Genomic DNA, 25,816 nt, shown 5'->3' with positions numbered 1-25,816 from the left:
TACGCGCACCCCCACCGCAGCCGCACAGGCGCCGCAGGCACCCTGCCCCCCGCCGCCCCTACGCCGCAAGCCAGTCGTCCACCCCCGCCAGCAGTCGCGCCTTCACGTCCTCGGGAGCCGCCGACCCCCGCACCGACTGGCGGGCCAGCTCCGCCAGCTCCGCGTCCGTGAACCCGTGGTGCTCGCGCGCGATCTCGTACTGGGCGGCCAGCCGCGCCCCGAACAGCAGCGGATCGTCCGCGCCCAGCGCCATCGGCACCCCCGCCTCGAACAGCGTCCGCAGCGGCACGTCCTCCGGCTTCTCGTACACCCCCAGGGCGACGTTCGACGCCGGGCACACCTCGCACGTCACCTGCCGGTCCGCCAGCCGCTTCAGCAGCCGGGGATCCTCCGCCGCCCGCACCCCGTGCCCGATCCGGTCCGCCTCCAGGTCGTCCAGGCAGTCCCGCACCGACGCCGGACCGGTCAGCTCACCCCCGTGCGGCGCACTCAGCAGCCCCCCGTCCCGCGCGATCGCGAACGCCCGGTCGAAGTCCCGCGCCATCCCGCGCCGTTCGTCGTTCGAGAGCCCGAAACCGACCACGCCCCGCTCCGCGTACCGCACCGCGAGCCGCGCCAGCGTCCGCGCGTCCAGCGGATGCTTCATCCGGTTCGCGGCGACCAGCACCCGCATCCCGATCCCGGTGTCCCGCACGGTCGTCTCCACCGCGTCCAGGATGATCTCCAACGCCGGGATCAGCCCGCCCAGCCGCGGCGCGTACGAGGTCGGATCGACCTGGATCTCCAGCCACCCCGACCCGTCCCGCAGGTCCTCCTCCGCGGCCTCCCGCACCAGCCGCTGAATGTCCTCCGGCGTCTGCAGGCACGACCGCGCCGCGTCGTACAGCCGCTGGAAGCGGAACCACCCCCGCTCGTCCGTCGCCCGCAGCTTCGGCGACTCGCCGCGCCCCAGTGCCTCGGTCAGCGTCTCGGGCAGCCGCACACCGTGCTTGTCGGCCAGTTCCAGCAGGGTGGTGGGCCGCATCGACCCGGTGAAGTGCAGGTGGAGATGGGCCTTGGGCAGTTCAGAGACATCACGTACACGCTCCATCCAGTGATCCTGCCGCACGACACGCCCGGCCCGACAGCACTTTCCCCGTACGTGGTCTTGCTCGCACAAACAAACAGGGCCACCCCTCAACGTTGAGGGGTGGCCCCGCGGGACAACGGGACCGGTCAGTCCCGCGCCTCCGCCAGCAGCTTCTGGATCCGGCTCACGCCCTCGACCAGGTCCTCGTCCCCGAGCGCGTACGACAGCCGCAGGTACCCCGGCGTGCCGAACGCCTCACCCGGCACCACCGCGACCTCGGCCTCCTCCAGGATGAGCGCGGCCAGCTCGACCGAGTCCTGCGGCCGCTTGCCGCGGATCTCCTTGCCGAGCAGCGCCTTCACCGACGGGTAGGCGTAGAACGCGCCCTCCGGCTCCGGGCACACCACGCCGTCGATCTCGTTGAGCATCCGCACGATGGTCTGGCGGCGCCGGTCGAAGGCCTCCCGCATCTTCGCCACCGCCTCCAGGTCCCCGGAGACCGCAGCCAGCGCCGCCGCCTGGGACACGTTGGACACGTTGGACGTGGCGTGCGACTGGAGGTTGGTCGCGGCCTTGACGACGTCCTTGGGGCCGATGACCCACCCGACCCGCCAGCCGGTCATCGCGTAGGTCTTCGCCACACCGTTGACCACGATGCACTTATCGCGCAGCTCGGGCAGCAGGGCCGGCAGGGACACCGAGACGGCGTCGCCGTAGACCAGGTGCTCGTAGATCTCGTCGGTCAGCACCCACAGGCCGTGCTCGACGGCCCACTTGCCGATCGCCTCGGTCTCGGCCTCGCTGTACACCGCGCCCGTCGGGTTCGACGGCGACACGAACAGGACGACCTTGGTCTTCTCGGTGCGCGCCGCCTCCAGCTGCTCCACCGTCACCCGGTAGCCGGTCGTCTCGTCGGCGACCACATCGACCGGGACACCGCCGGCCAGCCGGATCGACTCGGGGTACGTCGTCCAGTACGGCGCCGGGACGATGACCTCGTCGCCCGGGTCGAGGATCGCGGCGAACGCCTCGTAGATGGCCTGCTTGCCGCCGTTGGTGACCAGGACCTGCGACGGGTCGACCTCGTAGCCGGAGTCGCGCAGCGTCTTCGCGGCGATGGCGGCCTTCAGCTCGGGCAGGCCGCCGGCCGGCGTGTAGCGGTGGTACTTCGGGTTCTTGCACGCCTCGACGGCGGCCTCGACGATGTAGTCCGGCGTCGGGAAGTCGGGCTCGCCCGCGCCGAAGCCGATCACGGGACGCCCGGCGGCCTTGAGGGCCTTGGCCTTGGCGTCCACGGCGAGGGTCGCGGACTCGGAGATCGCGCCGACTCGGGCGGAGACCCGGCGCTCGGTGGGAGGGGTTGCAGCGCTCATGGCCCCATCGTTCCAGACCGGAAACCTCCCGGGCACAGGGGTTTCACGGACTGAACCGCACGGGTCCACGCCCTGAACGCCAGTCCGGTCCACGGCCTGAACATCAGTCCGGACGTGCTTTCTGTTCGACGCCCGGCCCGGGAGCACGTACACTCTCACCTCGTTGGCCTTCAGCGGTCCGCGATCACCCGGTGCACACCAAGCATCCGGGCGGATGCGGTACGTTGGGGGACGAACAAAGGGTCGTAGCTCAATTGGTAGAGCACTGGTCTCCAAAACCAGCGGTTGGGGGTTCAAGTCCCTCCGGCCCTGCTACACACACCATCGCCAGGATGTGTGCGCATGTACGTACAGCAATGCACCGCCGTGCGGCTCCAACCGGGCGCGGCACGGCCACGACCCGGAATCAGGTGAGGACGAGTGACGGACGCCGTGGGCTCCATCGACATGCCTGATGCCCAGGACGAGGCGCCGGACTCCAAGAAGAAGTCCCGCAAGGGCGGCAAGCGAGGCAAGAAGGGCCCGCTGAAGCGGCTCGCGCTCTTCTACCGCCAGATCGTCGCGGAGCTGCGCAAGGTCGTCTGGCCCAGCCGCAACCAGCTGACGACGTACACCACCGTGGTGATCATCTTCGTGGTCATCATGATCGGCCTGGTGACTCTGATTGACTATGGCTTCTCTCACGCCGCCAAGTACGTCTTCGGCTGAGCCGAGAGCGAAGGGCGCCGAGGTACCCGGCGCCCCTTTCGCGTGTTCCACCCCTATGTATCCAGGAAGAAGCAGCCACAGTGTCTGACCCGAACGTGAACGACGCCATCGAGCCGGTCGAGTCCGTCGAGGACGAGCTCGGCACCGTCGAGGGCGCCGACAACGAGGACACCGAGGCCTCCGTCGAGGCCGAGGCTGCCGACGACACGGTCGTCGCGGAGACGGACGAGGACGCGGAGGCGGACGAGACCGCCGAGGCGGCCGACGAGACCGGAGCCGAAGCCGAAGCCGCCGAGGCCGAGGCCGAGCCCGAGTCCGAGGAGCCCGACCTCGACCCGATCGAGAAGCTCCGCCAGGAACTGCGCGTCCTGCCCGGCGAGTGGTACGTCATCCACACCTACGCCGGTTACGAGAACCGCGTGAAGACCAACCTCGAACAGCGCGCCGTCTCGCTCAACGTCGAGGACTACATCTTCCAGGCCGAGGTGCCGCAGGAAGAGGTCGTCCAGATCAAGAACGGCGACCGCAAGACGATCCGCCAGAACAAGCTGCCGGGTTACGTCCTGGTCCGCATGGACCTCACCAACGAGTCCTGGGGCGTCGTCCGCAACACCCCGGGCGTCACCGGCTTCGTCGGCAACGCCTACGACCCGTACCCGCTGACCCTGGACGAGATCGTCAAGATGCTCGCCCCGGAGGCCGAGGAGAAGGCCGCCCGCGAGGCCGCCGAGGCCGAGGGCAAGCCGGCCCCGCAGCGCAAGGTCGAGGTCCAGGTGCTGGACTTCGAGGTCGGCGACTCGGTCACCGTCACCGACGGCCCCTTCGCCACCCTCCAGGCCACGATCAACGAGATCAACGCCGACTCGAAGAAGGTCAAGGGCCTCGTCGAGATCTTCGGCCGCGAGACCCCGGTCGAGCTGAGCTTCGACCAGATCCAGAAGAACTAGTTCTTCTCGGACGTACGCTTCCGCGCAGGTCAGGCAGGGCCCTCGGGGACTGCCTGACCTGCTCGGTTTTTGGCCGCGCATCTATACCCGTTATCGTTGTGCGGTATGCCTGTGTCCGGGTAGCTCCCGGACGCCGGCAGGACCCGAATCGAAAGGACCCGGAGAGCTATGCCTCCCAAGAAGAAGAAGGTCACGGGGCTCATCAAGCTCCAGATCCAGGCCGGTGCCGCGAACCCGGCTCCGCCGGTCGGCCCCGCGCTGGGTCAGCACGGCGTCAACATCATGGAGTTCTGCAAGGCCTACAACGCCGCGACCGAGTCGCAGCGCGGCTGGGTCATCCCGGTGGAGATCACGGTCTACGAGGACCGCTCCTTCACCTTCATCACCAAGACGCCGCCGGCCGCCAAGATGATCCTCAAGGCCGCGGGCGTGGAGAAGGGCTCCGGCGAGCCGCACAAGACCAAGGTCGCGAAGATCACGCGTGACCAGGTCCGTGAGATCGCCACCACCAAGATGCCCGACCTCAACGCCAACGACCTGGACCAGGCGGAGAAGATCATCGCCGGTACCGCCCGTTCCATGGGCGTCACGGTCGAGGGCTGACCTCCACCCCGTAACCAAAAGCAGTAGTGGCAGGGCCTGCTCGGCCCGCACCACGACTCCTCAGAAGCCACCAGGAGCAGTAGTGAGCAAGCGCAGCAAGTCTCTCCGCGCTGCGGACGCCAAGATCGACCGGGACAAGCTCTACGCCCCGCTCGAGGCCGTCCGTCTCGCCAAGGAGACCTCCACCTCGAAGTTCGACGGCACCGTCGAGGTCGCCTTCCGTCTGGGTGTCGACCCGCGCAAGGCGGACCAGATGGTCCGTGGCACCGTGAACCTCCCGCACGGCACCGGTAAGACCGCCCGGGTCCTGGTCTTCGCGACCGGTGACCGTGCCGAGGCCGCGCGTGCCGCGGGCGCCGACATCGTCGGCGCCGACGAGCTGATCGACGAGGTGTCGAAGGGGCGTCTGGACTTCGACGCCGTCGTCGCCACCCCGGACCTCATGGGCAAGGTCGGCCGCCTCGGCCGCGTGCTCGGTCCCCGTGGTCTCATGCCGAACCCCAAGACCGGCACCGTGACCCCGGACGTCGCCAAGGCTGTCAACGACATCAAGGGCGGCAAGATCGAGTTCCGCGTCGACAAGCACTCGAACCTGCACTTCATCATCGGCAAGACGTCGTTCGACGACACCAAGCTGGTGGAGAACTACGGCGCGGCGCTGGAGGAGATCCTCCGTCTGAAGCCGTCCGCCGCCAAGGGCCGCTACATCAAGAAGGCCGCCATCAGCACCACGATGGGCCCCGGCATTCCGCTCGACTCCAACCGCACCCGCAACCTCCTCGTCGAGGAGGACCCGGCCGCGGTCTGAGCGAGCAGCTCGCCCCACCGGTTCACGGGCCCCGCACCTTCCGAGGTGCGGGGCCCGTCCCTTTCGCCCCGTCCCCTTTTCCGGCGCCCTGGGCTAGCGTGCGGACTGCGGACCCGCGCACGAGGCGTGGGAGCCGTACGGGGCGCAAGGGGTGGGTGGGCGGATGACGGGCATGACGGCACGCCGTACGGTCGTCTCGGTCGCGGTGTCGGCCGTGCTGACGTGCGCCACCGCGTGCACCGCCGACGAGCGGCCCGCGTCCCCGCGGCCCGCCTCCACCCCACCCGGCTCCGCCGCGCCCTCCTCCCGCGCCCCGGCCGCCACCGGCCCGTCGGCGGACGCCCTGCGGGCCGTCGAGCGGGCCACCGGACGGGCCGGTTCGGCGCGGGTGGAGTCCACCACCGTGATGGGCCGCGAGCTGTCCCTGGAGGCCGCGGGCGCCCTCGGCTGGCGCGACGACGGCCTCACCGGCACCCTGACGATCACCTACACGGGCGGCACGACCGCCGAGACCATGCGCCGCCTCGGCACCACCGCGATGGAGGCCCGGTACCTGCCCGACGCCTACTACGCCAGGATGGGCGACGAGTTCGCCGAGCGGCTGGACGGCCGGCACTGGATCAAGTACGTGTACGAGGACCTGGAGGACCTCGAAGGCGGTGCGGGCGCCGGATTCGCCGACCAGATGCGCAACACCACGCCGAACCAGGCGGTGAAGCTGCTGCTGACGGCCTCGGACGTGCGCAGGGTGGGCGAGGAGACGACGCGCGGCCGGCGCACCACGCACTGGTCCGGCACGGTGGGCGGAGAGACCGCCCAGACCGTCGACATCTGGGTCGACGACCGGAACCTGCTGGTCAAGAAGGTCGAGCGGGGACGCACGAAGACCGGCGAGCTGACCCAGACCGCCTACTACAGCGACTACGGCGTCACGGTCTCCGCCGCACGCCCGCCGGCCGCGGACACCGCGGACTTCAAGGAACTGCTGGCGACACAGGGACGCTAGGCCGGACCGGGACGGGCGGGACCGGGAGACCGGACCGGTAGGGACCGGGGGAGAAACCACAAGATCGTTCGAACCGTTTCGGCTAAGCTCACGTCCTTGCTTCAAAGAACTGCAAAAAAGCTGTGGAGCGGCGGTGCGTCCCCTGTGTACCCCCCGCACGCTCCGGTGGGCTCCTTGAATCCCGTGGGGGGATATCGATGAAGACTTCCGTACGTGTGCCCGTCGGCGCCGGACTCGCCGCCCTGCTGCTCGCCGCCGGCGCGGTGGGCTGTTCCAAGGAGGACAAGGCCTCCGAGTCCCCCGAGATGACGCCCGCGGCCGCCGTCGCCAAGGCGGCGAAGAACACGGAGGAGATCGACTCCCTCCACTACCGCCTGAAGGGCCAGGTCCCCGAGGAGGGCCGGATCGAGGCCGAGGCCCAGATGCAGATCAAGCCGACGCTCGCGATGAGCATGAAGATGACGGCCCTCGACCAGGGCGCCGAGGGGACCGCGGAGATCCGGCTCGTCGACAAGGCCATGTACATCGGCGGCACCCCCGAGGCGGCCAAGGAGATGGACGGCAAGCGCTGGATGAAGTTCGACCTGTCCGCGCTCGGCGCCGACGAGGAGCTGAACCAGCTGGGCGGCGCCTCCCAGGCCGACAAGAACCCGGCGACCGAGTCCACCTTCCTCACCGGGGCCAAGGACGTCGAGAAGGTCGGCACCGAGACCGTCGACGGCGTGGAGACCACCCACTACAAGGGCACGGTCACCCTCGCCGACCTGGAGAAGTCCATCGGGGACGAGGACGAGGCCACCCGGGAGAAGCGCAAGAAGAGCCTGGAGCAGTACGAGAAGATGGGCGTCGACAAGCTCTCCATGGACATGTGGGTCGACGGCGACGACCAGACCAAGCAGTTCCGGATGAAGGCCGACGCGGACAAGGGCCCGCTGGACATGACCTTCACCTTCCTCGGCGTCAACGAGCCGGTGAAGGTCACCGCGCCGCCGGCCGCGGAGGTCGCCGACCTGGCCGAGATGATGAAGGAGGCCCAGCAGGGCTGAGGCGCCGTCCCGGACCGCCCGGGTCGCCGCGGGGGCGGATTTGCTTGACACTGCCCCGTTCACGTACGCTTCCACAGAAGCCAAAGACCGCTGGTCGTTGCCGTGTGTTCGAAAGAGGCACGGTGGCCGAAGGATCCGCTGAACTGCGGACGACCCGCGCAGGTGACTGTGGATGAAGCTCCCGGAAGTCCCCGCCCCGTGCGGTGGCCGACGGTCGAGCCACGCCCCGTGCGCCTGCGCCGGGGCGTTTCGTTTTCCCCAGTCCTCCTTCGGGTCCGCGCGGTCAGAATCACCCGGAAGGAGGCCGAGGCTCTATGGCGACGCCCGAGAAGGCTGCCGCGGTTGCCGAGCTGACGGACAAGTTCCGCAGCTCCAACGCCGCCGTGCTGACCGAGTACCGCGGTCTCACCGTGGCGCAGCTCAAGACGCTGCGCCGGTCGCTCGGTGAGAACGCCCAGTACGCCGTGGTGAAGAACACGCTGACCAAGATTGCGGCCAACGAGGCCGGGATCACGCTCGACGACCAGCTCTTCGCTGGTCCGACGGCCGTCGCCTTCGTCACCGGTGACCCGGTGGAGTCGGCGAAGGGTCTGCGCGACTTCGCCAAGGACAACCCGAATCTCGTCATCAAGGGCGGTGTCCTTGACGGCAAGGCGATGACCGCCGACGAGATCAAGAAGCTTGCGGACCTCGAGTCCCGCGAGGTTCTGCTCTCCAAGCTGGCCGGTGCCTTCAAGGCGAAGCAGTCCCAGGCTGCCTCCGTCTTCCAGGCGCTGCCCTCGAAGCTCGTCCGCACCGTGGACGCGCTCCGTGCCAAGCAGGGCGAGCAGGGCGGTGCCGAGTAACTCGGCTCGCTTTCTGATCCGGGCCGCCTGAGCGCGGCGCGGGTCGCAGCGGGCCGACGTACGCCCGCCACACCCCGTACATCCGGCACCTGCCGAATTAGTGGAAGGACCGCCATCATGGCGAAGCTCAGCCAGGACGACCTGCTCGCCCAGTTCGAGGAGATGACCCTCATCGAGCTCTCCGAGTTCGTGAAGGCCTTCGAGGAGAAGTTCGACGTCACCGCCGCCGCGGCCGCCCCGGTCGTCGTCGCCGGTGGCGGTGCCGCCGCCGGTGGCGCCGAGGCCCCCGAGGAGAAGGACGAGTTCGACGTCATCCTCACCGGTGCCGGCGACAAGAAGATCCAGGTCATCAAGGTCGTGCGCGAGCTGACCTCCCTGGGTCTGAAGGAGGCCAAGGACCTCGTGGACGGCGCCCCGAAGCCCGTCCTCGAGAAGGTCGCCAAGGACGCCGCCGACAAGGCCAAGGAGTCCCTCGAGGGCGCCGGCGCCACCGTCGAGGTCAAGTAAGACCGCACCGGCCCCACGGATCCGTCAGGGTCTGTAACGCCGTAGCACCGAAGAGCGATCATCCATCCGGGTGGTCGCTCTTCGGCGTATCCGGGGTCCGGCGGCGGTCGCCTTGCACGTGTGACGGTGAAGAGTAGGGTGATCTTCGTCGTGCCGTCGCCGGGGCCCTGAGAGCCCCCTGGCGACAACCGGTTTGGGCAAGGGGGGCCTTGACGAACCGCACGCAGCGCGCAATTCTCAGGGCGTCGTCACAAGGATCCGAATCCGAGGCATGGATCGACGGCGAAGAGGGCAGTATCTGGGTGCGTTGAGGGCGAGGCCTTGCCGCACAGGTGGTGAGAACAACGAGGAGCGAACACGGTCCCCGAGAACCGCACTGGACATCAGTGAGCCAAGTGGCTACACTGACCCTTTGCGCTGCCTGTTAGCTGCCCCCTGCCCGTCACCAGGGGTCTGCCCTCGCCCGAGCACTGACGACCAGAGCATGTCTGACCTGGCTCTTCAGCCACATCAGACGCCCCCTGTCTCCGTGCAAGGAAGAGGGGCCGGTACGCGCGTAGTGAGTCCGAGCCCTCGGAAGGACCCCCTCTTGGCCGCCTCGCGCAATGCCTCGACCGCGAATACGAACAACGCTGCCAGCACCGCCCCGCTGCGCATCTCCTTTGCAAAGATCAAGGAGCCCCTCGAGGTTCCGAACCTTCTCGCGCTGCAAACCGAGAGCTTCGACTGGCTCCTCGGCAACGACGCCTGGAAGGCTCGCGTCGAGTCGGCTCTGGAGTCCGGTCAGGACGTCCCCACGAAGTCCGGTCTGGAGGAGATCTTCGAGGAGATCTCCCCGATCGAGGACTTCTCCGGGTCGATGTCGCTGACCTTCCGCGACCACCGCTTCGAGCCCCCGAAGAACAGCATCGACGAGTGCAAGGACCGTGACTTCACGTACGCGGCCCCGCTCTTCGTCACCGCCGAGTTCACCAACAACGAGACCGGCGAGATCAAGTCCCAGACGGTCTTCATGGGCGACTTCCCGCTCATGACGAACAAGGGCACCTTCGTCATCAACGGCACCGAGCGTGTCGTGGTCTCGCAGCTGGTCCGTTCGCCCGGCGTCTACTTCGACTCCTCCATCGACAAGACGTCCGACAAGGACATCTTCTCCGCCAAGATCATCCCGTCCCGGGGTGCCTGGCTGGAGATGGAGATCGACAAGCGCGACATGGTCGGTGTGCGCATCGACCGCAAGCGCAAGCAGTCCGTGACCGTCCTCCTCAAGGCCCTCGGTTGGACCACCGAGCAGATCCTGGAGGAGTTCGGCGAGTACGAGTCCATGCGCGCCACCCTGGAGAAGGACCACACCCAGGGCCAGGACGACGCGCTGCTCGACATCTACCGCAAGCTGCGTCCGGGCGAGCCGCCCACGCGTGAGGCCGCGCAGACGCTGCTCGAGAACCTCTACTTCAACCCGAAGCGCTACGACCTCGCCAAGGTCGGCCGCTACAAGGTGAACAAGAAGCTCGGCGCGGACGAGCCGCTGGACGCCGGCGTGCTCACCACCGACGACATCATCGCCACCATCAAGTACCTGGTGAAGCTGCACGCCGGTGAGACCGAGACGGTCGGCGAGTCGGGCCGGGAGATCGTCGTCGAGACCGACGACATCGACCACTTCGGCAACCGCCGCATCCGCAACGTCGGCGAGCTGATCCAGAACCAGGTCCGTACGGGTCTCGCCCGTATGGAGCGCGTCGTGCGCGAGCGCATGACCACCCAGGACGTCGAGGCGATCACGCCGCAGACCCTGATCAACATCCGGCCGGTCGTCGCCTCCATCAAGGAGTTCTTCGGCACCAGCCAGCTGTCCCAGTTCATGGACCAGAACAACCCGCTGTCGGGGCTGACGCACAAGCGTCGTCTGAACGCCCTCGGCCCGGGTGGTCTCTCCCGTGAGCGGGCCGGCTTCGAGGTCCGCGACGTGCACCCGTCGCACTACGGCCGCATGTGCCCGATCGAGACGCCCGAAGGCCCGAACATCGGTCTGATCGGCTCGCTCGCCTCGTACGGCCGGATCAACCCGTTCGGTTTCATCGAGACGCCGTACCGCAAGGTCGTCGACGGCCAGGTCACCGACGAGGTGGACTACCTGACCGCCGACGAGGAGGACCGCTTCGTCATCGCGCAGGCCAACGCCACGCTCACCGACGACCTGCGGTTCGCCGAGGCCCGCGTCCTGGTCCGCCGCCGTGGCGGCGAGGTCGACTACGTCCCGGGTGACGACGTCGACTACATGGACGTCTCGCCGCGCCAGATGGTGTCGGTCGCCACCGCGATGATCCCGTTCCTGGAGCACGACGACGCCAACCGTGCCCTCATGGGCGCGAACATGATGCGTCAGGCGGTGCCGCTCATCAAGAGCGAGTCCCCGCTGGTCGGCACCGGCATGGAGTACCGCTCCGCCGCCGACGCCGGCGACGTGGTCAAGGCCGAGAAGCCGGGTGTGGTCCAGGAGGTCTCCGCGGACTACATCACCACGACCAACGACGACGGCACGTACATCACGTACCGCCTGGCCAAGTTCTCCCGGTCCAACCAGGGCACCTCGGTCAACCAGAAGGTCATCGTCTCCGAGGGCGACCGCGTCATCGAGGGCCAGGTCCTCGCCGACGGTCCGGCCACCGAGAACGGCGAGATGGCGCTCGGCAAGAACCTGCTGGTCGCGTTCATGCCGTGGGAGGGTCACAACTACGAGGACGCGATCATCCTGTCGCAGCGCCTCGTGCAGGACGACGTCCTCTCCTCGATCCACATCGAGGAGCACGAGGTCGACGCCCGTGACACCAAGCTCGGCCCCGAGGAGATCACCCGGGACATCCCGAACGTCTCCGAGGAGGTCCTGGCCGACCTCGACGAGCGCGGCATCATCCGCATCGGTGCCGAGGTCGTCGCCGGCGACATCCTGGTCGGCAAGGTCACGCCCAAGGGCGAGACCGAGCTGACCCCGGAGGAGCGCCTGCTCCGTGCGATCTTCGGTGAGAAGGCCCGCGAGGTCCGCGACACCTCGCTGAAGGTCCCGCACGGCGAGATCGGCAAGGTCATCGGCGTCCGCGTCTTCGACCGCGAGGAGGGCGACGAGCTTCCCCCCGGTGTGAACCAGCTGGTGCGCGTCTACGTCGCGCAGAAGCGCAAGATCACCGACGGTGACAAGCTCGCCGGCCGGCACGGCAACAAGGGCGTCATCTCCAAGATCAACCCGATCGAGGACATGCCGTTCCTGGAGGACGGCACGCCCGTCGACATCATCCTGAACCCGCTGGGTGTCCCGTCCCGAATGAACCCGGGACAGGTCCTGGAGATCCACCTCGGCTGGCTCGCCAGCCGCGGCTGGGACGTCTCCGGCCTCGCGGAGGAGTGGGCGCAGCGCCTCCAGGCGATCGGCGCCGACAAGGTCGAGCCCGGCACCAACGTCGCCACCCCGGTCTTCGACGGTGCGCGCGAGGACGAGCTGGCCGGCCTGCTCCAGCACACCATCCCGAACCGGGACGGCGAGCGCATGGTGCTCCCGACCGGCAAGGCGCGGCTGTTCGACGGCCGCAGCGGTGAGCCGTTCCCGGACCCGATCTCGGTCGGGTACATGTACATCCTCAAGCTCCACCACCTGGTCGACGACAAGCTGCACGCCCGGTCGACCGGCCCGTACTCGATGATCACCCAGCAGCCGCTGGGTGGTAAGGCCCAGTTCGGTGGCCAGCGCTTCGGTGAGATGGAGGTGTGGGCGCTGGAGGCTTACGGCGCCGCGTACGCCCTCCAGGAGCTGCTGACCATCAAGTCCGACGACGTGACCGGCCGCGTGAAGGTCTACGAGGCCATCGTCAAGGGCGAGAACATCCCTGAGCCCGGCATCCCCGAGTCCTTCAAGGTGCTCATCAAGGAGATGCAGTCCCTGTGCCTCAACGTGGAGGTGCTGTCCTCGGACGGCATGTCCATCGAGATGCGTGACACCGACGAGGACGTCTTCCGCGCAGCGGAGGAGCTCGGCATCGACCTGTCGCGGCGCGAGCCGAGCAGCGTCGAAGAGGTCTGACGGGAGTCAGGCGGGGCCTCTTCCTCAGAGGCCCCGCCGATCCCGCGACCCCCGTTTCAGACCACAGACTTACAACCCTGAGAGGGATTGACGCATAGTGCTCGACGTCAACTTCTTCGACGAGCTCCGGATCGGTCTGGCCACCGCTGACGACATCCGTCAGTGGAGCCACGGCGAGGTCAAGAAGCCCGAGACCATCAACTACCGCACCCTCAAGCCCGAGAAGGACGGACTCTTCTGCGAGAAGATCTTCGGTCCGACCCGGGACTGGGAGTGCTACTGCGGCAAGTACAAGCGCGTCCGCTTCAAGGGCATCATCTGTGAGCGCTGCGGCGTCGAGGTCACTCGCGCCAAGGTGCGCCGTGAGCGGATGGGCCACATCGAGCTGGCCGCGCCCGTCACCCACATCTGGTACTTCAAGGGCGTCCCGTCGCGCCTGGGCTACCTGCTGGACCTGGCGCCGAAGGACCTCGAGAAGGTCATCTACTTCGCCGCGTACATGATCACCTTCGTGGACGAGGAGCGCCGCACGCGCGACCTGCCCTCGCTGGAGGCCCACGTCTCCGTCGAGCGCCAGCAGATCGAGCAGCGCCGCGACTCCGACCTGGAGGCCCGCGCCAAGAAGCTCGAGACCGACCTGGCCGAGCTGGAGGCCGAGGGCGCCAAGGCCGACGTGCGCCGCAAGGTGCGCGAGGGTGCCGAGCGCGAGATGAAGCAGCTGCGCGACCGTGCGCAGCGCGAGATCGACCGCCTCGACGAGGTGTGGAACCGGTTCAAGAACCTCAAGGTCCAGGACCTGGAGGGCGACGAGCTGCTCTACCGCGAGCTGCGCGACCGCTTCGGCACCTACTTCGACGGCTCGATGGGCGCCGCCGCGCTGCAGAAGCGCCTGGAGTCCTTCGACCTCGACGAGGAGGCCGAGCGCCTCCGCGAGATCATCCGCACCGGCAAGGGCCAGAAGAAGACCCGTGCGCTCAAGCGCCTCAAGGTCGTCTCCGCGTTCCTGCAGACCAGCAACAGCCCCAAGGGCATGGTCCTGGACTGCGTGCCGGTCATCCCGCCGGACCTGCGTCCGATGGTGCAGCTGGACGGTGGCCGCTTCGCGACCTCCGACCTGAACGACCTGTACCGCCGTGTCATCAACCGCAACAACCGCCTGAAGCGGCTTCTCGACCTCGGCGCGCCCGAGATCATCGTGAACAACGAGAAGCGCATGCTCCAGGAGGCCGTCGACGCGCTCTTCGACAACGGCCGCCGCGGCCGCCCGGTCACGGGCCCCGGCAACCGTCCGCTGAAGTCGCTGTCCGACATGCTCAAGGGCAAGCAGGGCCGCTTCCGTCAGAACCTGCTCGGCAAGCGAGTCGACTACTCGGCGCGTTCCGTCATCGTCGTCGGCCCGCAGCTGAAGCTGCACCAGTGCGGTCTGCCCAAGGCCATGGCGCTGGAGCTCTTCAAGCCGTTCGTGATGAAGCGGCTGGTCGACCTGAACCACGCGCAGAACATCAAGAGCGCCAAGCGCATGGTCGAGCGCGGCCGCACGGTCGTGTACGACGTGCTCGAAGAGGTCATCGCGGAGCACCCGGTCCTGCTGAACCGTGCGCCCACCCTGCACCGCCTCGGCATCCAGGCCTTCGAGCCGCAGCTGGTCGAGGGCAAGGCCATCCAGATCCACCCGCTCGTGTGCACCGCGTTCAACGCGGACTTCGACGGTGACCAGATGGCCGTGCACCTGCCGCTGTCCGCGGAGGCGCAGGCCGAGGCCCGCATCCTGATGCTGTCCTCGAACAACATCCTCAAGCCGGCCGACGGCCGTCCGGTGACGATGCCGACCCAGGACATGGTCCTCGGTCTGTTCTTCCTCACCACCGACGGCGAGGGCCGCGACCTCAAGGGCGAGGGCCGTGCCTTCGGGTCCGCCGCCGAGGCGATCATGGCGTTCGACGCGGGCGACCTGTCGCTCCAGTCGAAGGTCGACATCCGCTTCCCGGTGGGCACCATCCCGCCCCGCGGCTGGGAGCCCCCGGCCCGCGAGGAGGGTGAGCCGGAGTGGCAGCAGGGCGACACCTTCACCCTGCGCACCACGCTGGGCCGCGCGCTCTTCAACGAGCTGCTGCCCGAGGACTACCCCTTCGTCGACTACGAGGTCGGCAAGAAGCAGCTCTCCGAGATCGTCAACGACCTCGCCGAGCGCTACCCGAAGGTCATCGTGGCGGCGACGCTCGACAACCTGAAGGCGGCCGGCTTCTTCTGGGCGACCCGTTCCGGCGTCACCGTGGCCATCTCCGACGTCGTCGTTCCCGAGGCGAAGAAGGAGATCGTCAAGGGCTACGAGGCGCAGGACGAGAAGGTCCAGAAGCAGTACGAGCGCGGTCTGATCACCAAGGACGAGCGCACGCAGGAGCTCATCGCGATCTGGACCAAGGCGACCAACGAGGTCGCCGAGGCGATGAACGACAACTTCCCGAAGACCAACCCGATCTTCATGATGGTGAACTCGGGTGCACGAGGCAACATGATGCAGATGCGTCAGATCGCCGGTATGCGTGGTCTGGTGTCGAACGCGAAGAACGAGACGATCCCGCGTCCGATCAAGGCGTCGTTCCGTGAGGGCCTGTCCGTGCTGGAGTACTTCATCTCCACGCACGGTGCCCGTAAGGGTCTGGCGGACACCGCTCTGCGTACCGCCGACTCGGGTTACCTCACGCGTCGTCTGGTCGACGTCTCCCAGGACGTCATCATCCGCGAGGAGGACTGCGGCACCGAGCGCGGCCTCAAGCTGCCGATCGCCGTGCGCGACGCCGACGGCACGCTGCGCAAGGCGGACGACGTCGAGACCAGCGTCTACGCCCGCATGCTCGCCGAGGACGTCGTCATCGACGGCAAGGTGATCGCACCGGCCAACGTCGACCTCGGTGACGTGCTCATCGACGCCCTGGTCGCCCACGGCGTCGAGGAGGTCAAGACCCGCTCGATCCTGACCTGCGAGTCGCAGGTCGGCACGTGCGCCATGTGCTACGGCCGCTCGCTGGCCACCGGCAAGCTGGTCGACATCGGTGAGGCGGTCGGCATCATCGCCGCCCAGTCCATCGGTGAGCCCGGCACCCAGCTGACGATGCGTACCTTCCACACCGGTGGTGTGGCCGGTGACGACATCACGCAGGGTCTGCCGCGTGTCGTCGAGCTCTTCGAGGCCCGTACCCCGAAGGGTGTCGCCCCGATCTCCGAGGCCTCCGGCCGCGTCCGGATCGAGGAGACCGAGAAGACCAAGAAGATCGTCGTCACCCCCGACGACGGCAGCGACGAGACGGCGTTCCCGATCTCGAAGCGTGCCCGTCTGCTGGTGGGCGAGGGCGACCACGTCGAGGTGGGCCAGAAGCTCACCGTGGGTGCCACCAACCCGCACGACGTGCTGCGCATCCTGGGTCAGCGTGCCGTCCAGGTCCACCTGGTCGGCGAGGTCCAGAAGGTCTACAACTCGCAGGGCGTGTCGATCCACGACAAGCACATCGAGATCATCATCCGGCAGATGCTGCGCCGCGTGACGATCATCGAGTCCGGCGACGCCGAGCTGCTGCCCGGCGAGCTGGTGGAGCGCACCAAGTTCGAGACCGAGAACCGTCGTGTGGTCCAGGAGGGCGGTCACCCGGCCTCCGGTCGTCCGCAGCTGATGGGTATCACCAAGGCCTCGCTGGCGACGGAGTCCTGGCTGTCGGCCGCCTCCTTCCAGGAGACGACCAGGGTCCTGACGGACGCGGCGATCAACGCCAAGTCCGACAGCCTCATCGGCCTCAAGGAGAACGTCATCATCGGTAAGCTCATCCCGGCCGGTACGGGCCTGTCCCGCTACCGCAACATCCGGGTGGAGCCGACCGAGGAGGCCAAGGCCGCGATGTACTCGGCCGTCGGCTACGACGACATCGACTACTCGCCGTTCGGCACCGGCTCCGGCCAGGCCGTTCCGCTGGAGGACTACGACTACGGTCCGTACAACCAGTAAGCGGGCAGCTTGATACGACCGAAGGGCGGTCACCCCGAGCGGGTGGCCGCCCTTCGGCGTGCTCGTACCGAGGCCGCTACGGCACGCCCAGTTCGAAGATGACGTAGTGGGCGTACCAGCCGGAGGCGATCGCGGCCGTGGTGAAGAAGACCGCCAGGGCCGGCAGTTTCAGGCGGCTCAGGGCGGCGGCCGGGGCCAGCAGGAGCGGGAAGGCGGGGAGCAGGTAGCGCATGGTGTTGCCGAACATCTGCTGGGTGCCCAGCACCGTGACGATCGTCGCCAGGGTGTAGGCGACGAGCACCAGCGGGGGCTTCTTGCGCAGCATCAGCGCGATGAGGAAGGGCAGCGCCAGGACCAGCTGGAGGGAGAGCAGGTCCGGGGTGGAGAAGGCGAAGGGGTAGTCGCCGCGGCCCACCGCGAGGTTGCGCAGCACGTCCCAGGTGTAGGCGCCGTAGTCGAAGAAGTGCGCCCAGCCCTCGCGCTGGAGGGTGAAGTAGGCCGTGGCCTCGCCGGTGCTCCAGCCGACCCAGGCGATGTAGGAGAGCAGGCCGAGCGGCGCGACGAGCATCGCGTACACGGGGCCGCGCACGCCGTGCTCGCGCCGGGAGGCGGGCCGGGCCAGGGTGACCAGGGCGGCGAGGCCCACGGCGCCTATGAGGACGGCGGAGGTGGGCCGGTTCAGGCCCGCGGTGAAGGCCAGCAGGCCCGCCGCCACCCAGCGCCCCTTCATCACGGCGTAGCAGGTCCAGGCGGCGATGGCGACGAACAGCGACTCGGAGTACACCGCCCATTCGACGCCCGCGCCCGGCGCCACCGCCCACAGTCCGGCCGCGACGGTGCCCGCCCGCGCGCCCGCGAGCAGCGAGATCACCGCGTAGATGCCCGCCGCGGCGACGAACGAGGTGAGGACGGAGACCAGGATCCCGGAGCCGTACAGGCCCAGCCCGGTGGACTCCGAGACCATGCGGATGAGCGCCGGGTAGAGCGGGAAGAACGCGACCGAGTTCTGCTGGACCGTGAACAGGCCGTCCGAGTCCAGCCGGACCAGCGCGGGGCTGTAGCCGTGCTCGGCGACCTGGAGGTACCACCAGCCGTCCCAGGTGGCCAGCACGTCCCACCAGTGGGCGCCGCCGCCGAAGCGCGGGTTCTTCCCCCGGAAGTCCCCGGCGTACGTCAGCAGGGACGCGAAGACCCCGAGGCCGACGAGCTTGGTGACGCCGTACAGTGCCAGCGGGGCGAGGTAGGGCCGCGCGCCCGCCGGGAGGGCGGGGAGCCGGCTCCGCCAGGAGCGTGCCCCGGTCTCGCCGGGCGGCCGTTCGCCGGTGCCGCCACGCCCGTCGGTCACTGTGTCGTCGGCAGCCGTGTCCATGGCTGTCATCCCCCTCGGGCCACCCTCAACCGTCCATTGCTGCCATAAGATCGCACAAGAGTCGCACATCTGTACTCAAGGTCATGCGGAGGGAGGCGCGGTGCCCGAGGGAGGGGACGCGGAGCGGCACGAACCGGTCGCGCTGTCGGTCGTCATTCCGATGTTCAACGAGGAAGACGTCCTGCCCGCGCTGGTCACCCGGCTGCGACCGGTCCTCACCGAGCTGGGCGTCCCGCACGAGGTCGTCGCCGTCGACGACGGCAGCGTCGACCGCACGGCCGAGCTGCTCGACGCCTTCCGGCTGGGCTGGCCGGAACTGCGCGTGGTCGCCCTGCGGCGCAACTCCGGCCACCAGGCGGCCCTCACGGCGGGACTCGACCGGGCCCGCGGCGCCTACGTGGTCAGCCTGGACGCCGACCTCCAGGACCCGCCCGAGAAGATCCCCGACATGCTGGCGCTGGCCCGCGCGGAGGGCCTCGACATCGTCTACGGGGTCCGCGCGGACCGCAGCAGCGACTCCGGGTTCAAACGGTGGACGGCGGGCGTCTACTACCGCCTCATGCGGCGTCTGGCGGGTCCCTCGGTCCCCGCCCAGGCGGGCGACTTCCGGCTGCTCAGCCGGGCCGCCGTGGAGGCGCTCAAGGCCCTGCCCGACCAGCAGCGGGTGTACCGCCTGCTGGTGCCCTGGCTGGGCTTCCCGAGCGGGCAGGTGACGTACGAGCGCGCCCCGCGCACGGCGGGCCGTACGAAGTATCCGCTGGGCCGGATGATCCGGCTCGCGGTCGACAGCGTCACCGGGTTCTCCGCGGCCCCGCTGCGCATCGCCACCTGGCTGGGCGGCGGCGCCTTCGTGGTCTGCCTGGGGCTGCTGGTCTACACGCTGACCGCGTTCGCCCTGGGCCGCACGGTCCCCGGCTGGACCTCGCTGTTCACCGGCATCGTCTTCATCGGCGCCGTACAGCTGGTCTGCGTCGGCCTGCTCGGCGAGTACGTCGGGCGCATATACACGGCCGTGCAGAACCGGCCGACCTACTTCGTCCGCCACGACACGGCGGCACCCGCACCCCCGCCGGCACCCGTGCCTCCGTCGGCACCCGTGCCCCCGCCGGCGCCCGCAGCCGCACCCGCGCCCGCCGACGCGGACGGCGACGCGCCGGGCGTCCCGCTGCCGCGGGCCTGAGACGGCACCAGCCGATCCGGGCAAGACAGGGCGAAACGGGTGGGGACGCCGGTGTCGCCCATTTGTTTTGACCGCAGCGAATGCGCTAGGTACGCTCAGACCTTGTGCCTGGGGTGTGCCCTGGCCCTCGTGCGTGTCTGCAACCGCACCGGGGCCGTGTGTGGCCACCGCAATTCGCGTCTCCCTCCGCCTCGCGGGTGGAGTTCGCGGCTTCGACACACCCGACCGCGTGGGTCGGTGACGTTCCAGGTTAGCTTCACCATTCGGCACACAGAAACCGGAGAAGTAGTGCCTACGATCCAGCAGCTGGTCCGCAAGGGCCGGCAGGACAAGGTCGAGAAGAACAAGACGCCCGCACTCGAGGGTTCCCCTCAGCGCCGTGGCGTCTGCACGCGTGTGTTCACGACCACCCCGAAGAAGCCGAACTCGGCCCTGCGTAAGGTCGCGCGTGTGCGTCTGACCAGCGGGATCGAGGTCACCGCTTACATTCCGGGTGAGGGGCACAACCTGCAGGAGCACTCCATCGTGCTCGTGCGCGGCGGCCGTGTGAAGGACCTGCCGGGTGTTCGCTACAAGATCATCCGCGGCTCCCTCGACACCCAGGGTGTCAAGAACCGCAAGCAGGCCCGCAGCCGCTACGGCGCCAAGAAGGAGAAGTAAGAATGCCTCGTAAGGGCCCCGCCCCGAAGCGCCCGGTCATCATCGACCCGGTCTACGGTTCTCCTCTGGTGACCTCCCTGATCAACAAGGTGCTGCTGAACGGCAAGCGCTCCACCGCCGAGCGCATCGTCTACGGCGCCATGGAGGGTCTGCGCGAGAAGACCGGCAACGACCCGGTCATCACGCTCAAGCGCGCTCTCGAGAACATCAAGCCGACCCTCGAGGTCAAGTCCCGCCGTGTCGGTGGTGCGACCTACCAGGTCCCGATCGAGGTCAAGCCGGGCCGTGCCAACACGCTCGCCCTGCGCTGGCTCGTCGGTTACTCCCGCGCCCGTCGCGAGAAGACCATGACCGAGCGTCTGCTCAACGAGCTTCTCGACGCTTCGAACGGCCTCGGTGCGGCCGTCAAGAAGCGCGAGGACACGCACAAGATGGCCGAGTCCAACAAGGCCTTCGCGCACTACCGCTGGTAGTCGCTACCCACATCGAGACCGAGAGAAGACTGAAGCCTTATGGCTACCACTTCACTTGACCTGGCCAAGGTCCGCAACATCGGGATCATGGCCCACATCGACGCGGGCAAGACGACCACCACCGAGCGGATCCTGTTCTACACCGGTGTGTCGTACAAGATCGGTGAGGTCCACGACGGCGCCGCCACGATGGACTGGATGGAGCAGGAGCAGGAGCGTGGCATCACGATCACGTCTGCTGCGACCACCTGTCACTGGCCGCTCGAGGACAACGACTACACGATCAACATCATCGACACCCCGGGGCACGTCGACTTCACCGTCGAGGTGGAGCGTTCCCTGCGCGTGCTCGACGGTGCCGTGACCGTGTTCGACGGTGTCGCCGGTGTCGAGCCGCAGTCCGAGACGGTGTGGCGTCAGGCCGACCGTTACGGCGTGCCGCGTATCTGCTTCGTCAACAAGCTGGACCGCACCGGCGCCGAGTTCCACCGCTGCGTGGAGATGATCTCGGACCGCCTGGGCGCCCAGCCGCTCGTCATGCAGCTCCCGATCGGCGCCGAGGCCGACTTCAAGGGCGTCGTGGACCTGGTCCGCATGAAGGCGCTCGTGTGGTCCGCCGACGCGGCCAAGGGCGAGATGTACGACACCGTCGACATCCCGGCCACGCACACCGAGGCCGCCGAGGAGTGGCGCGGCAAGCTGGTCGAGGCCGTCGCGGAGAACGACGAAGAGGTCATGGAGCTGTTCCTGGAGGGCCAGGAGCCCACCGAGGAGCAGCTGTACGCCGCGATCCGTCGCATCACCATCGCCTCCGGCAAGTCCAGCGACACCACGGTCACCCCGGTGTTCTGCGGCACCGCGTTCAAGAACAAGGGCGTCCAGCCCCTGCTCGACGCGGTCGTGCGCTACCTGCCGACCCCGCTCGACGTCGAGGCCATCGAGGGCCACGACGTCAAGGACCCCGAGGTCGTCGTCAAGCGCAAGCCGTCGGAGGACGAGCCGCTCGCCGCGCTCGCCTTCAAGATCATGAGCGACCCGCACCTCGGCAAGCTCACCTTCGTCCGGGTGTACTCCGGCCGCCTGGAGTCCGGCACCGCGGTGCTGAACTCGGTCAAGGGCCGCAAGGAGCGCATCGGCAAGATCTACCGCATGCACGCCAACAAGCGTGAGGAGATCGAGTCGGTGGGCGCCGGTGACATCGTCGCCGTCATGGGCCTGAAGCAGACCACCACCGGTGAGACGCTGTCCGACGACAAGAGCCCGGTCATCCTGGAGTCCATGGACTTCCCGGCGCCGGTCATCCAGGTCGCCATCGAGCCCAAGTCGAAGGGCGACCAGGAGAAGCTCGGCGTCGCGATCCAGCGCCTGGCCGAGGAGGACCCGTCCTTCCAGGTCCACACCAACGAGGAGACCGGCCAGACCATCATCGGTGGTATGGGCGAGCTGCACCTCGAGGTGCTGGTCGACCGCATGCGCCGTGAGTTCAAGGTCGAGGCCAACGTCGGCAAGCCCCAGGTCGCCTACCGCGAGACGATCCGCAAGACCGTCGAGCGCGTGGACTACACCCACAAGAAGCAGACCGGTGGTACCGGTCAGTTCGCCAAGGTGCAGATCGCGATCGAGCCGATCGAGGGCGGCGACGCCTCGTACGAGTTCGTGAACAAGGTGACCGGTGGCCGCATCCCGAAGGAGTACATCCCTTCGGTGGACGCCGGTGCGCAGGAGGCCATGCAGTTCGGCATCCTGGCCGGCTACGAGATGACGGGCGTCCGCGTCACGCTCATCGACGGTGGCTACCACGAGGTCGACTCCTCCGAGCTCGCCTTCAAGATCGCCGGTTCGCAGGCCTTCAAGGAGGCCGCGCGCAAGGCTTCCCCCGTGCTCCTGGAGCCGATGATGGCCGTCGAGGTCACCACGCCCGAGGACTACATGGGTGACGTCATCGGTGACATCAACTCCCGCCGTGGCCAGATCCAGGCCATGGAGGAGCGGATGGGTGCCCGCGTCGTGAAGGGCCTCGTGCCGCTGTCGGAGATGTTCGGCTACGTCGGAGACCTCCGCAGCAAGACGTCGGGTCGCGCAAGCTACTCGATGCAGTTCGACTCCTACGCCGAGGTTCCCCGGAACGTCGCCGAGGAGATCATCGCGAAGGCCAAGGGCGAGTAACGGGCTACTCCGTTTAACGGACCCCGTTCTCACGCTTTAGGCTTGACCCCGGAGCCTGCAAGGGTCATTCCGCCGCGAACCCGGCGGAATGCCCCGGGCCCGGGTTTCCCAGCAAAGATCACCTGGCGCCGATGAGTAAGGCGTACAGAACCACTCCACAGGAGGACCCCAGTGGCGAAGGCGAAGTTCGAGCGGACTAAGCCGCACGTCAACATCGGCACCATCGGTCACATCGACCACGGTAAGACGACCCTCACGGCCGCCATTACCAAGGTGCTGCACGACGCGTACCCGGACCTGAACGAGGCCTCGGCCTTCGACCAGATCGACAAGGCTCCCGAAGAGCGCCAGCGCGGTATCACCATCTCCATCGCGCACGTCGAGTACCAGACCGAGGCGCGTCACTACGCCCACGTCGACTGCCCCGGTCACGCGGACTACATCAAGAACATGATCACGGGTGCGGCGCAGATGGACGGCGCCATCCTCGTGGTCGCCGCCACCGACGGCCCGATGCCGCAGACCAAGGAGCACGTGCTCCTGGCCCGCCAGGTCGGCGTTCCGTACATCGTCGTCGCCCTGAACAAGGCCGACATGGTGGACGACGAGGAGATCCTGGAGCTCGTCGAGCTCGAGGTGCGTGAGCTCCTCTCCGAGTACGAGTTCCCGGGCGACGACGTTCCGGTCGTCAAGGTCTCCGCTCTGAAGGCCCTCGAGGGCGACAAGGAGTGGGGCAACTCCGTCCTCGAGCTGATGAAGGCCGTGGACGAGGCCATCCCGGAGCCCGAGCGCGACGTCGACAAGCCGTTCCTGATGCCGATCGAGGACGTCTTCACCATCACCGGTCGCGGTACGGTCGTCACCGGCCGCATCGAGCGTGGTGTCCTCAAGGTCAACGAGACCGTCGACATCATCGGCATCAAGCAGGAGAAGACCACCACCACGGTCACCGGCATCGAGATGTTCCGGAAGCTCCTCGACGAGGGCCAGGCCGGTGAGAACGTCGGTCTGCTCCTCCGCGGCATCAAGCGCGAGGACGTCGAGCGCGGCCAGGTCATCATCAAGCCGGGCTCGGTCACCCCGCACACCGAGTTCGAGGCCCAGGCCTACATCCTGTCGAAGGACGAGGGTGGCCGTCACACCCCCTTCTTCAACAACTACCGTCCGCAGTTCTACTTCCGTACGACGGACGTGACCGGCGTCGTGACCCTCCCCGAGGGCACCGAGATGGTCATGCCGGGTGACAACACCGAGATGAAGGTGGAGCTCATCCAGCCCGTCGCCATGGAAGAGGGCCTGAAGTTCGCCATCCGCGAGGGTGGCCGGACCGTGGGCGCCGGCCAGGTCACCAAGATCAACAAGTAAGTTCCGCTTGCTTGTCGGTCCACCAGACCTGACATGGGCTGATGCCTGAGAGGGCCCGTACGACTCCGGTCGTACGGGCCCTTTCGTCGTGCCACCACGCGTCACTCGCGGACGACCGGGCGGCGGCGTACCAGCAGGGTGGCCGAGGTGAGTGACGCGGCCACGGTGAGGGCCGCGCAGGTGCCCGCGGCGGCGGCGACGGCCGCCCACGGGACGACCGGGGCGGCGGGGACCGCGAGCAGGTGCAGGGCAGCCGCCATGCCCGCCAGGTTGAGACCGGCGACCAGCAGGCCCAGCAGGGCGCCCACCGCGGCGACCGTCAGGGACTCGACGGCGAGCATGCGCAGCACCTGCGCGTCGGTGGCGCCCGTGAGCCGCAGGACCGCCAGGTCGCGGGCCCGGTCGGACGTCGCCGTCAGCATGGTGGTGACCACGGAGATCCCCGTGTAGAGCAGGGCGATGCCCAGGACCAGGAAGAGGCCCGCCCGTGTGGTGCCGCCGGACCCGGTGGAGGCCGCCCGGGCCCATGCGTCGCCGCTCGACACCCGTCCGCCCGCCGACGCCACCGCCTCCCGCAGCCCGGCGGCCACCGCGTCGGCGTCTGCGCCGTCGGCCAGCGCGACGTCCACCCGGTCGACCGGGGCGCCGGCGGCGTTGGCCGCGGTGACGTAGACGCCGTTGTCGCCGGTGCCGGTGTGCATCACGGCGGCGATGCGCAGGGTCTTGAGCGTGCCGTCCCCGAGCCAGACCCGTACCCGGCGGCCGACCGTGTGCTCCTCCCACTCCTCGTTCACGATGATCGAGTGGTCGTCCAGGTCGGACGCCTTCCCGGCGGCGAGCGGGAGGCGGGTCGTGGCGGTGAGCGGCCCGGGGGCGGCGACGGCACGCGCGTCGGACCTGATGAGGGCCACGCCGTCCTCCAGGACGTACACCGCGCTCGACGAGGTCGGGGAGACCTCCGCCCCGGGCACCGCGCGCAGCCGGTCCACGGTCGCCGCGTCGAAGCCCGTACCGGACGGCGCCGTGACCACGAAGGCGGCGGTGGTCCGTGCCCGGACCTCGGCGGCCTTCGCCTCCTTCAGGGTCGCGACGGCGCCGAGCAGGGAGCCGGTGAGCGCGACCGTGACCAGCACCGGCGCCGCCACGGCCGCGGTACGGCGTACCCCGGCCACCGTGTTCTCCCGGGCCAGCAGGCCCGTCGCGCCCGGCAGCCGGGCGGGCAACCAGGTGAGCAGGCGTGCCGTCGGGCGCACCACGACCGGCGCGAGCAGAGCGGCCGCGGCGATCAGCGGCATCGGGCGGCTCACGTACGTCTTGCGGTGCAGCAGGTCACCGGGGTCGTCGGCCAGGGCGAGTACGAGCGTGACCAGTGCGGTCAGCAGCAGCCCCGCCCCGCACACCCACCGGCCCCGGGTCATCGCCCGGCTGTCGGCGGAGGCCTCGCGGAGGGCCTCGACGGGACCGGTCCGTCCCGCCCGCCACGCTGCCGTGGCCGCGCCGCACAGGGCGACGACGAGGCCCGTCCAGAAGGCCGTGTGGTACGGCCAGGTGTGGTCGCCAATGGCGAACCAGGTTGGTGCCAGCCCCACCTCGACGACTTCGGCCGCCAGCCGCGGTGC

19 protein-coding genes and 1 tRNA gene are annotated in these 25,816 nt (G+C 68.6%); 16 read left to right on the top strand and 4 right to left on the bottom strand.

The genetic code is table 11. The features are described from left to right. Window positions 1-58: 58 nt before the first annotated feature. Window positions 59-1,090 (bottom strand): adenosine deaminase, encoded by a 1,032-nt coding sequence (locus K7854_RS34580; protein WP_226030507.1) that lies wholly within the window; start codon window positions 1,088-1,090, stop codon window positions 59-61. 125 nt (window positions 1,091-1,215) lie between these two features. Next, complete coding sequence (locus K7854_RS34575) at window positions 1,216-2,442, bottom strand: pyridoxal phosphate-dependent aminotransferase (RefSeq protein WP_226030506.1); 1,227 nt, start codon at window positions 2,440-2,442, stop codon at window positions 1,216-1,218. A gap of 239 nt (window positions 2,443-2,681) precedes the next feature. Between K7854_RS34575 and K7854_RS34570 the strand changes: the two genes are divergently transcribed. The 11 genes from K7854_RS34570 to K7854_RS34520 all read left to right on the top strand — a co-directional run bounded on the left by K7854_RS34570 (window position 2,682) and on the right by K7854_RS34520 (window position 16,984). Further along, window positions 2,682-2,754, top strand: a tRNA-Trp gene (locus K7854_RS34570). 108 nt (window positions 2,755-2,862) lie between these two features. Next, window positions 2,863-3,150, top strand: coding sequence for a preprotein translocase subunit SecE (gene secE, locus K7854_RS34565; RefSeq protein ID WP_007443916.1), 288 nt, complete (start codon window positions 2,863-2,865; stop codon window positions 3,148-3,150). A gap of 80 nt (window positions 3,151-3,230) precedes the next feature. Continuing rightward, window positions 3,231-4,097, top strand: a complete 867-nt coding sequence (gene nusG, locus K7854_RS34560) for a transcription termination/antitermination protein NusG (protein ID WP_226030505.1) — start codon at window positions 3,231-3,233, stop codon at window positions 4,095-4,097. A 168-nt stretch (window positions 4,098-4,265) separates the two neighbouring features. Next, window positions 4,266-4,700: a 50S ribosomal protein L11 gene (rplK, locus tag K7854_RS34555; RefSeq protein WP_003974315.1), complete on the top strand. Its 435-nt coding sequence runs from the start codon at window positions 4,266-4,268 to the stop codon at window positions 4,698-4,700. 82 nt (window positions 4,701-4,782) lie between these two features. Beyond that, a complete protein-coding gene (rplA, locus tag K7854_RS34550) occupies window positions 4,783-5,508 on the top strand; it encodes a 50S ribosomal protein L1 (RefSeq protein WP_030145437.1) in 726 nt (241 codons plus the stop codon). Window positions 5,509-5,671: 163 nt separating this feature from the next. Continuing rightward, the gene (locus K7854_RS34545) at window positions 5,672-6,514 is read left to right on the top strand and encodes an SCO4651 family lipoprotein (RefSeq protein ID WP_226030504.1); all 843 of its coding nucleotides are present in this window, start codon (window positions 5,672-5,674) and stop codon (window positions 6,512-6,514) included. A gap of 197 nt (window positions 6,515-6,711) precedes the next feature. Further along, a complete protein-coding gene (locus tag K7854_RS34540; RefSeq protein ID WP_226030503.1) occupies window positions 6,712-7,560 on the top strand; it encodes an SCO4651 family lipoprotein in 849 nt (282 codons plus the stop codon). Between the two features lie 314 nt (window positions 7,561-7,874). Next, window positions 7,875-8,405: a 50S ribosomal protein L10 gene (gene rplJ / locus K7854_RS34535; RefSeq protein ID WP_061443077.1), complete on the top strand. Its 531-nt coding sequence runs from the start codon at window positions 7,875-7,877 to the stop codon at window positions 8,403-8,405. A gap of 117 nt (window positions 8,406-8,522) precedes the next feature. Beyond that, the gene (gene rplL / locus K7854_RS34530; protein ID WP_226030502.1) at window positions 8,523-8,912 is read left to right on the top strand and encodes a 50S ribosomal protein L7/L12; all 390 of its coding nucleotides are present in this window, start codon (window positions 8,523-8,525) and stop codon (window positions 8,910-8,912) included. Between the two features lie 589 nt (window positions 8,913-9,501). Continuing rightward, window positions 9,502-12,987: a DNA-directed RNA polymerase subunit beta gene (rpoB, locus tag K7854_RS34525; protein ID WP_226030501.1), complete on the top strand. Its 3,486-nt coding sequence runs from the start codon at window positions 9,502-9,504 to the stop codon at window positions 12,985-12,987. A 97-nt stretch (window positions 12,988-13,084) separates the two neighbouring features. Further along, window positions 13,085-16,984, top strand: coding sequence for a DNA-directed RNA polymerase subunit beta' (locus tag K7854_RS34520; protein WP_226030500.1), 3,900 nt, complete (start codon window positions 13,085-13,087; stop codon window positions 16,982-16,984). A gap of 76 nt (window positions 16,985-17,060) precedes the next feature. Here K7854_RS34520 and K7854_RS34515 read toward each other — a convergent pair whose 3' ends face one another. Continuing rightward, window positions 17,061-18,353, bottom strand: coding sequence for a putative hexosyltransferase (locus K7854_RS34515; protein WP_226030508.1), 1,293 nt, complete (start codon window positions 18,351-18,353; stop codon window positions 17,061-17,063). Between the two features lie 100 nt (window positions 18,354-18,453). On the opposite strand from K7854_RS34515, the gene K7854_RS34510 reads away from it, so the two are divergent. The 5 genes from K7854_RS34510 to tuf all read left to right on the top strand — a co-directional run bounded on the left by K7854_RS34510 (window position 18,454) and on the right by tuf (window position 24,197). Continuing rightward, window positions 18,454-19,533, top strand: coding sequence for a glycosyltransferase family 2 protein (locus K7854_RS34510; RefSeq protein WP_226030499.1), 1,080 nt, complete (start codon window positions 18,454-18,456; stop codon window positions 19,531-19,533). Between the two features lie 288 nt (window positions 19,534-19,821). Continuing rightward, a complete protein-coding gene (rpsL, locus tag K7854_RS34505) occupies window positions 19,822-20,193 on the top strand; it encodes a 30S ribosomal protein S12 (RefSeq protein ID WP_003948652.1) in 372 nt (123 codons plus the stop codon). Between the two features lie 2 nt (window positions 20,194-20,195). Beyond that, window positions 20,196-20,666, top strand: a complete 471-nt coding sequence (gene rpsG, locus K7854_RS34500) for a 30S ribosomal protein S7 (RefSeq protein ID WP_003974303.1) — start codon at window positions 20,196-20,198, stop codon at window positions 20,664-20,666. A 39-nt stretch (window positions 20,667-20,705) separates the two neighbouring features. After that, entirely contained in the window at window positions 20,706-22,832 is a 2,127-nt protein-coding gene (gene fusA / locus K7854_RS34495) for an elongation factor G (RefSeq protein WP_226030498.1), read from the top strand. Between the two features lie 171 nt (window positions 22,833-23,003). After that, window positions 23,004-24,197, top strand: a complete 1,194-nt coding sequence (gene tuf / locus K7854_RS34490) for an elongation factor Tu (RefSeq protein WP_007443930.1) — start codon at window positions 23,004-23,006, stop codon at window positions 24,195-24,197. A gap of 101 nt (window positions 24,198-24,298) precedes the next feature. Here the strand turns inward: tuf and K7854_RS34485 are convergent. After that, window positions 24,299-25,816: FtsX-like permease family protein (locus K7854_RS34485; RefSeq protein ID WP_226030497.1), on the bottom strand; the 1,518-nt coding region annotated here is incomplete at its 5' end.

This window comes from Streptomyces hyderabadensis (assembly GCF_020404845.1).
In the GTDB taxonomy this organism is placed as follows: Bacteria; Actinomycetota; Actinomycetes; order Streptomycetales; family Streptomycetaceae; genus Streptomyces; species Streptomyces hyderabadensis.
The sequence above is the reverse complement of the archived record's forward strand: the minus strand, read 5'-3'. Positions and strand labels throughout refer to the sequence as shown.

Excerpts from the sequence above, each read along its gene's own strand:
- fusA (WP_226030498.1), top strand. The coding sequence starts at position 20,706 with ATGGCTACCACTTCACTTGACCTGGCCAAGGTCCGCAACATCGGGATC.
- K7854_RS34515 (WP_226030508.1), bottom strand. The coding sequence starts at position 18,353 with ATGGACACGGCTGCCGACGACACAGTGACCGACGGGCGTGGCGGCACC.
- rplK (WP_003974315.1), top strand. The coding sequence starts at position 4,266 with ATGCCTCCCAAGAAGAAGAAGGTCACGGGGCTCATCAAGCTCCAGATC.
- K7854_RS34545 (WP_226030504.1), top strand. The coding sequence starts at position 5,672 with ATGACGGGCATGACGGCACGCCGTACGGTCGTCTCGGTCGCGGTGTCG.
- rplJ (WP_061443077.1), top strand. The coding sequence starts at position 7,875 with ATGGCGACGCCCGAGAAGGCTGCCGCGGTTGCCGAGCTGACGGACAAG.
- K7854_RS34575 (WP_226030506.1), bottom strand. The coding sequence starts at position 2,442 with ATGAGCGCTGCAACCCCTCCCACCGAGCGCCGGGTCTCCGCCCGAGTC.
- rpsG (WP_003974303.1), top strand. The coding sequence starts at position 20,196 with ATGCCTCGTAAGGGCCCCGCCCCGAAGCGCCCGGTCATCATCGACCCG.
- rplL (WP_226030502.1), top strand. The coding sequence starts at position 8,523 with ATGGCGAAGCTCAGCCAGGACGACCTGCTCGCCCAGTTCGAGGAGATG.
- K7854_RS34580 (WP_226030507.1), bottom strand. The coding sequence starts at position 1,090 with ATGGAGCGTGTACGTGATGTCTCTGAACTGCCCAAGGCCCATCTCCAC.
- K7854_RS34540 (WP_226030503.1), top strand. The coding sequence starts at position 6,712 with ATGAAGACTTCCGTACGTGTGCCCGTCGGCGCCGGACTCGCCGCCCTG.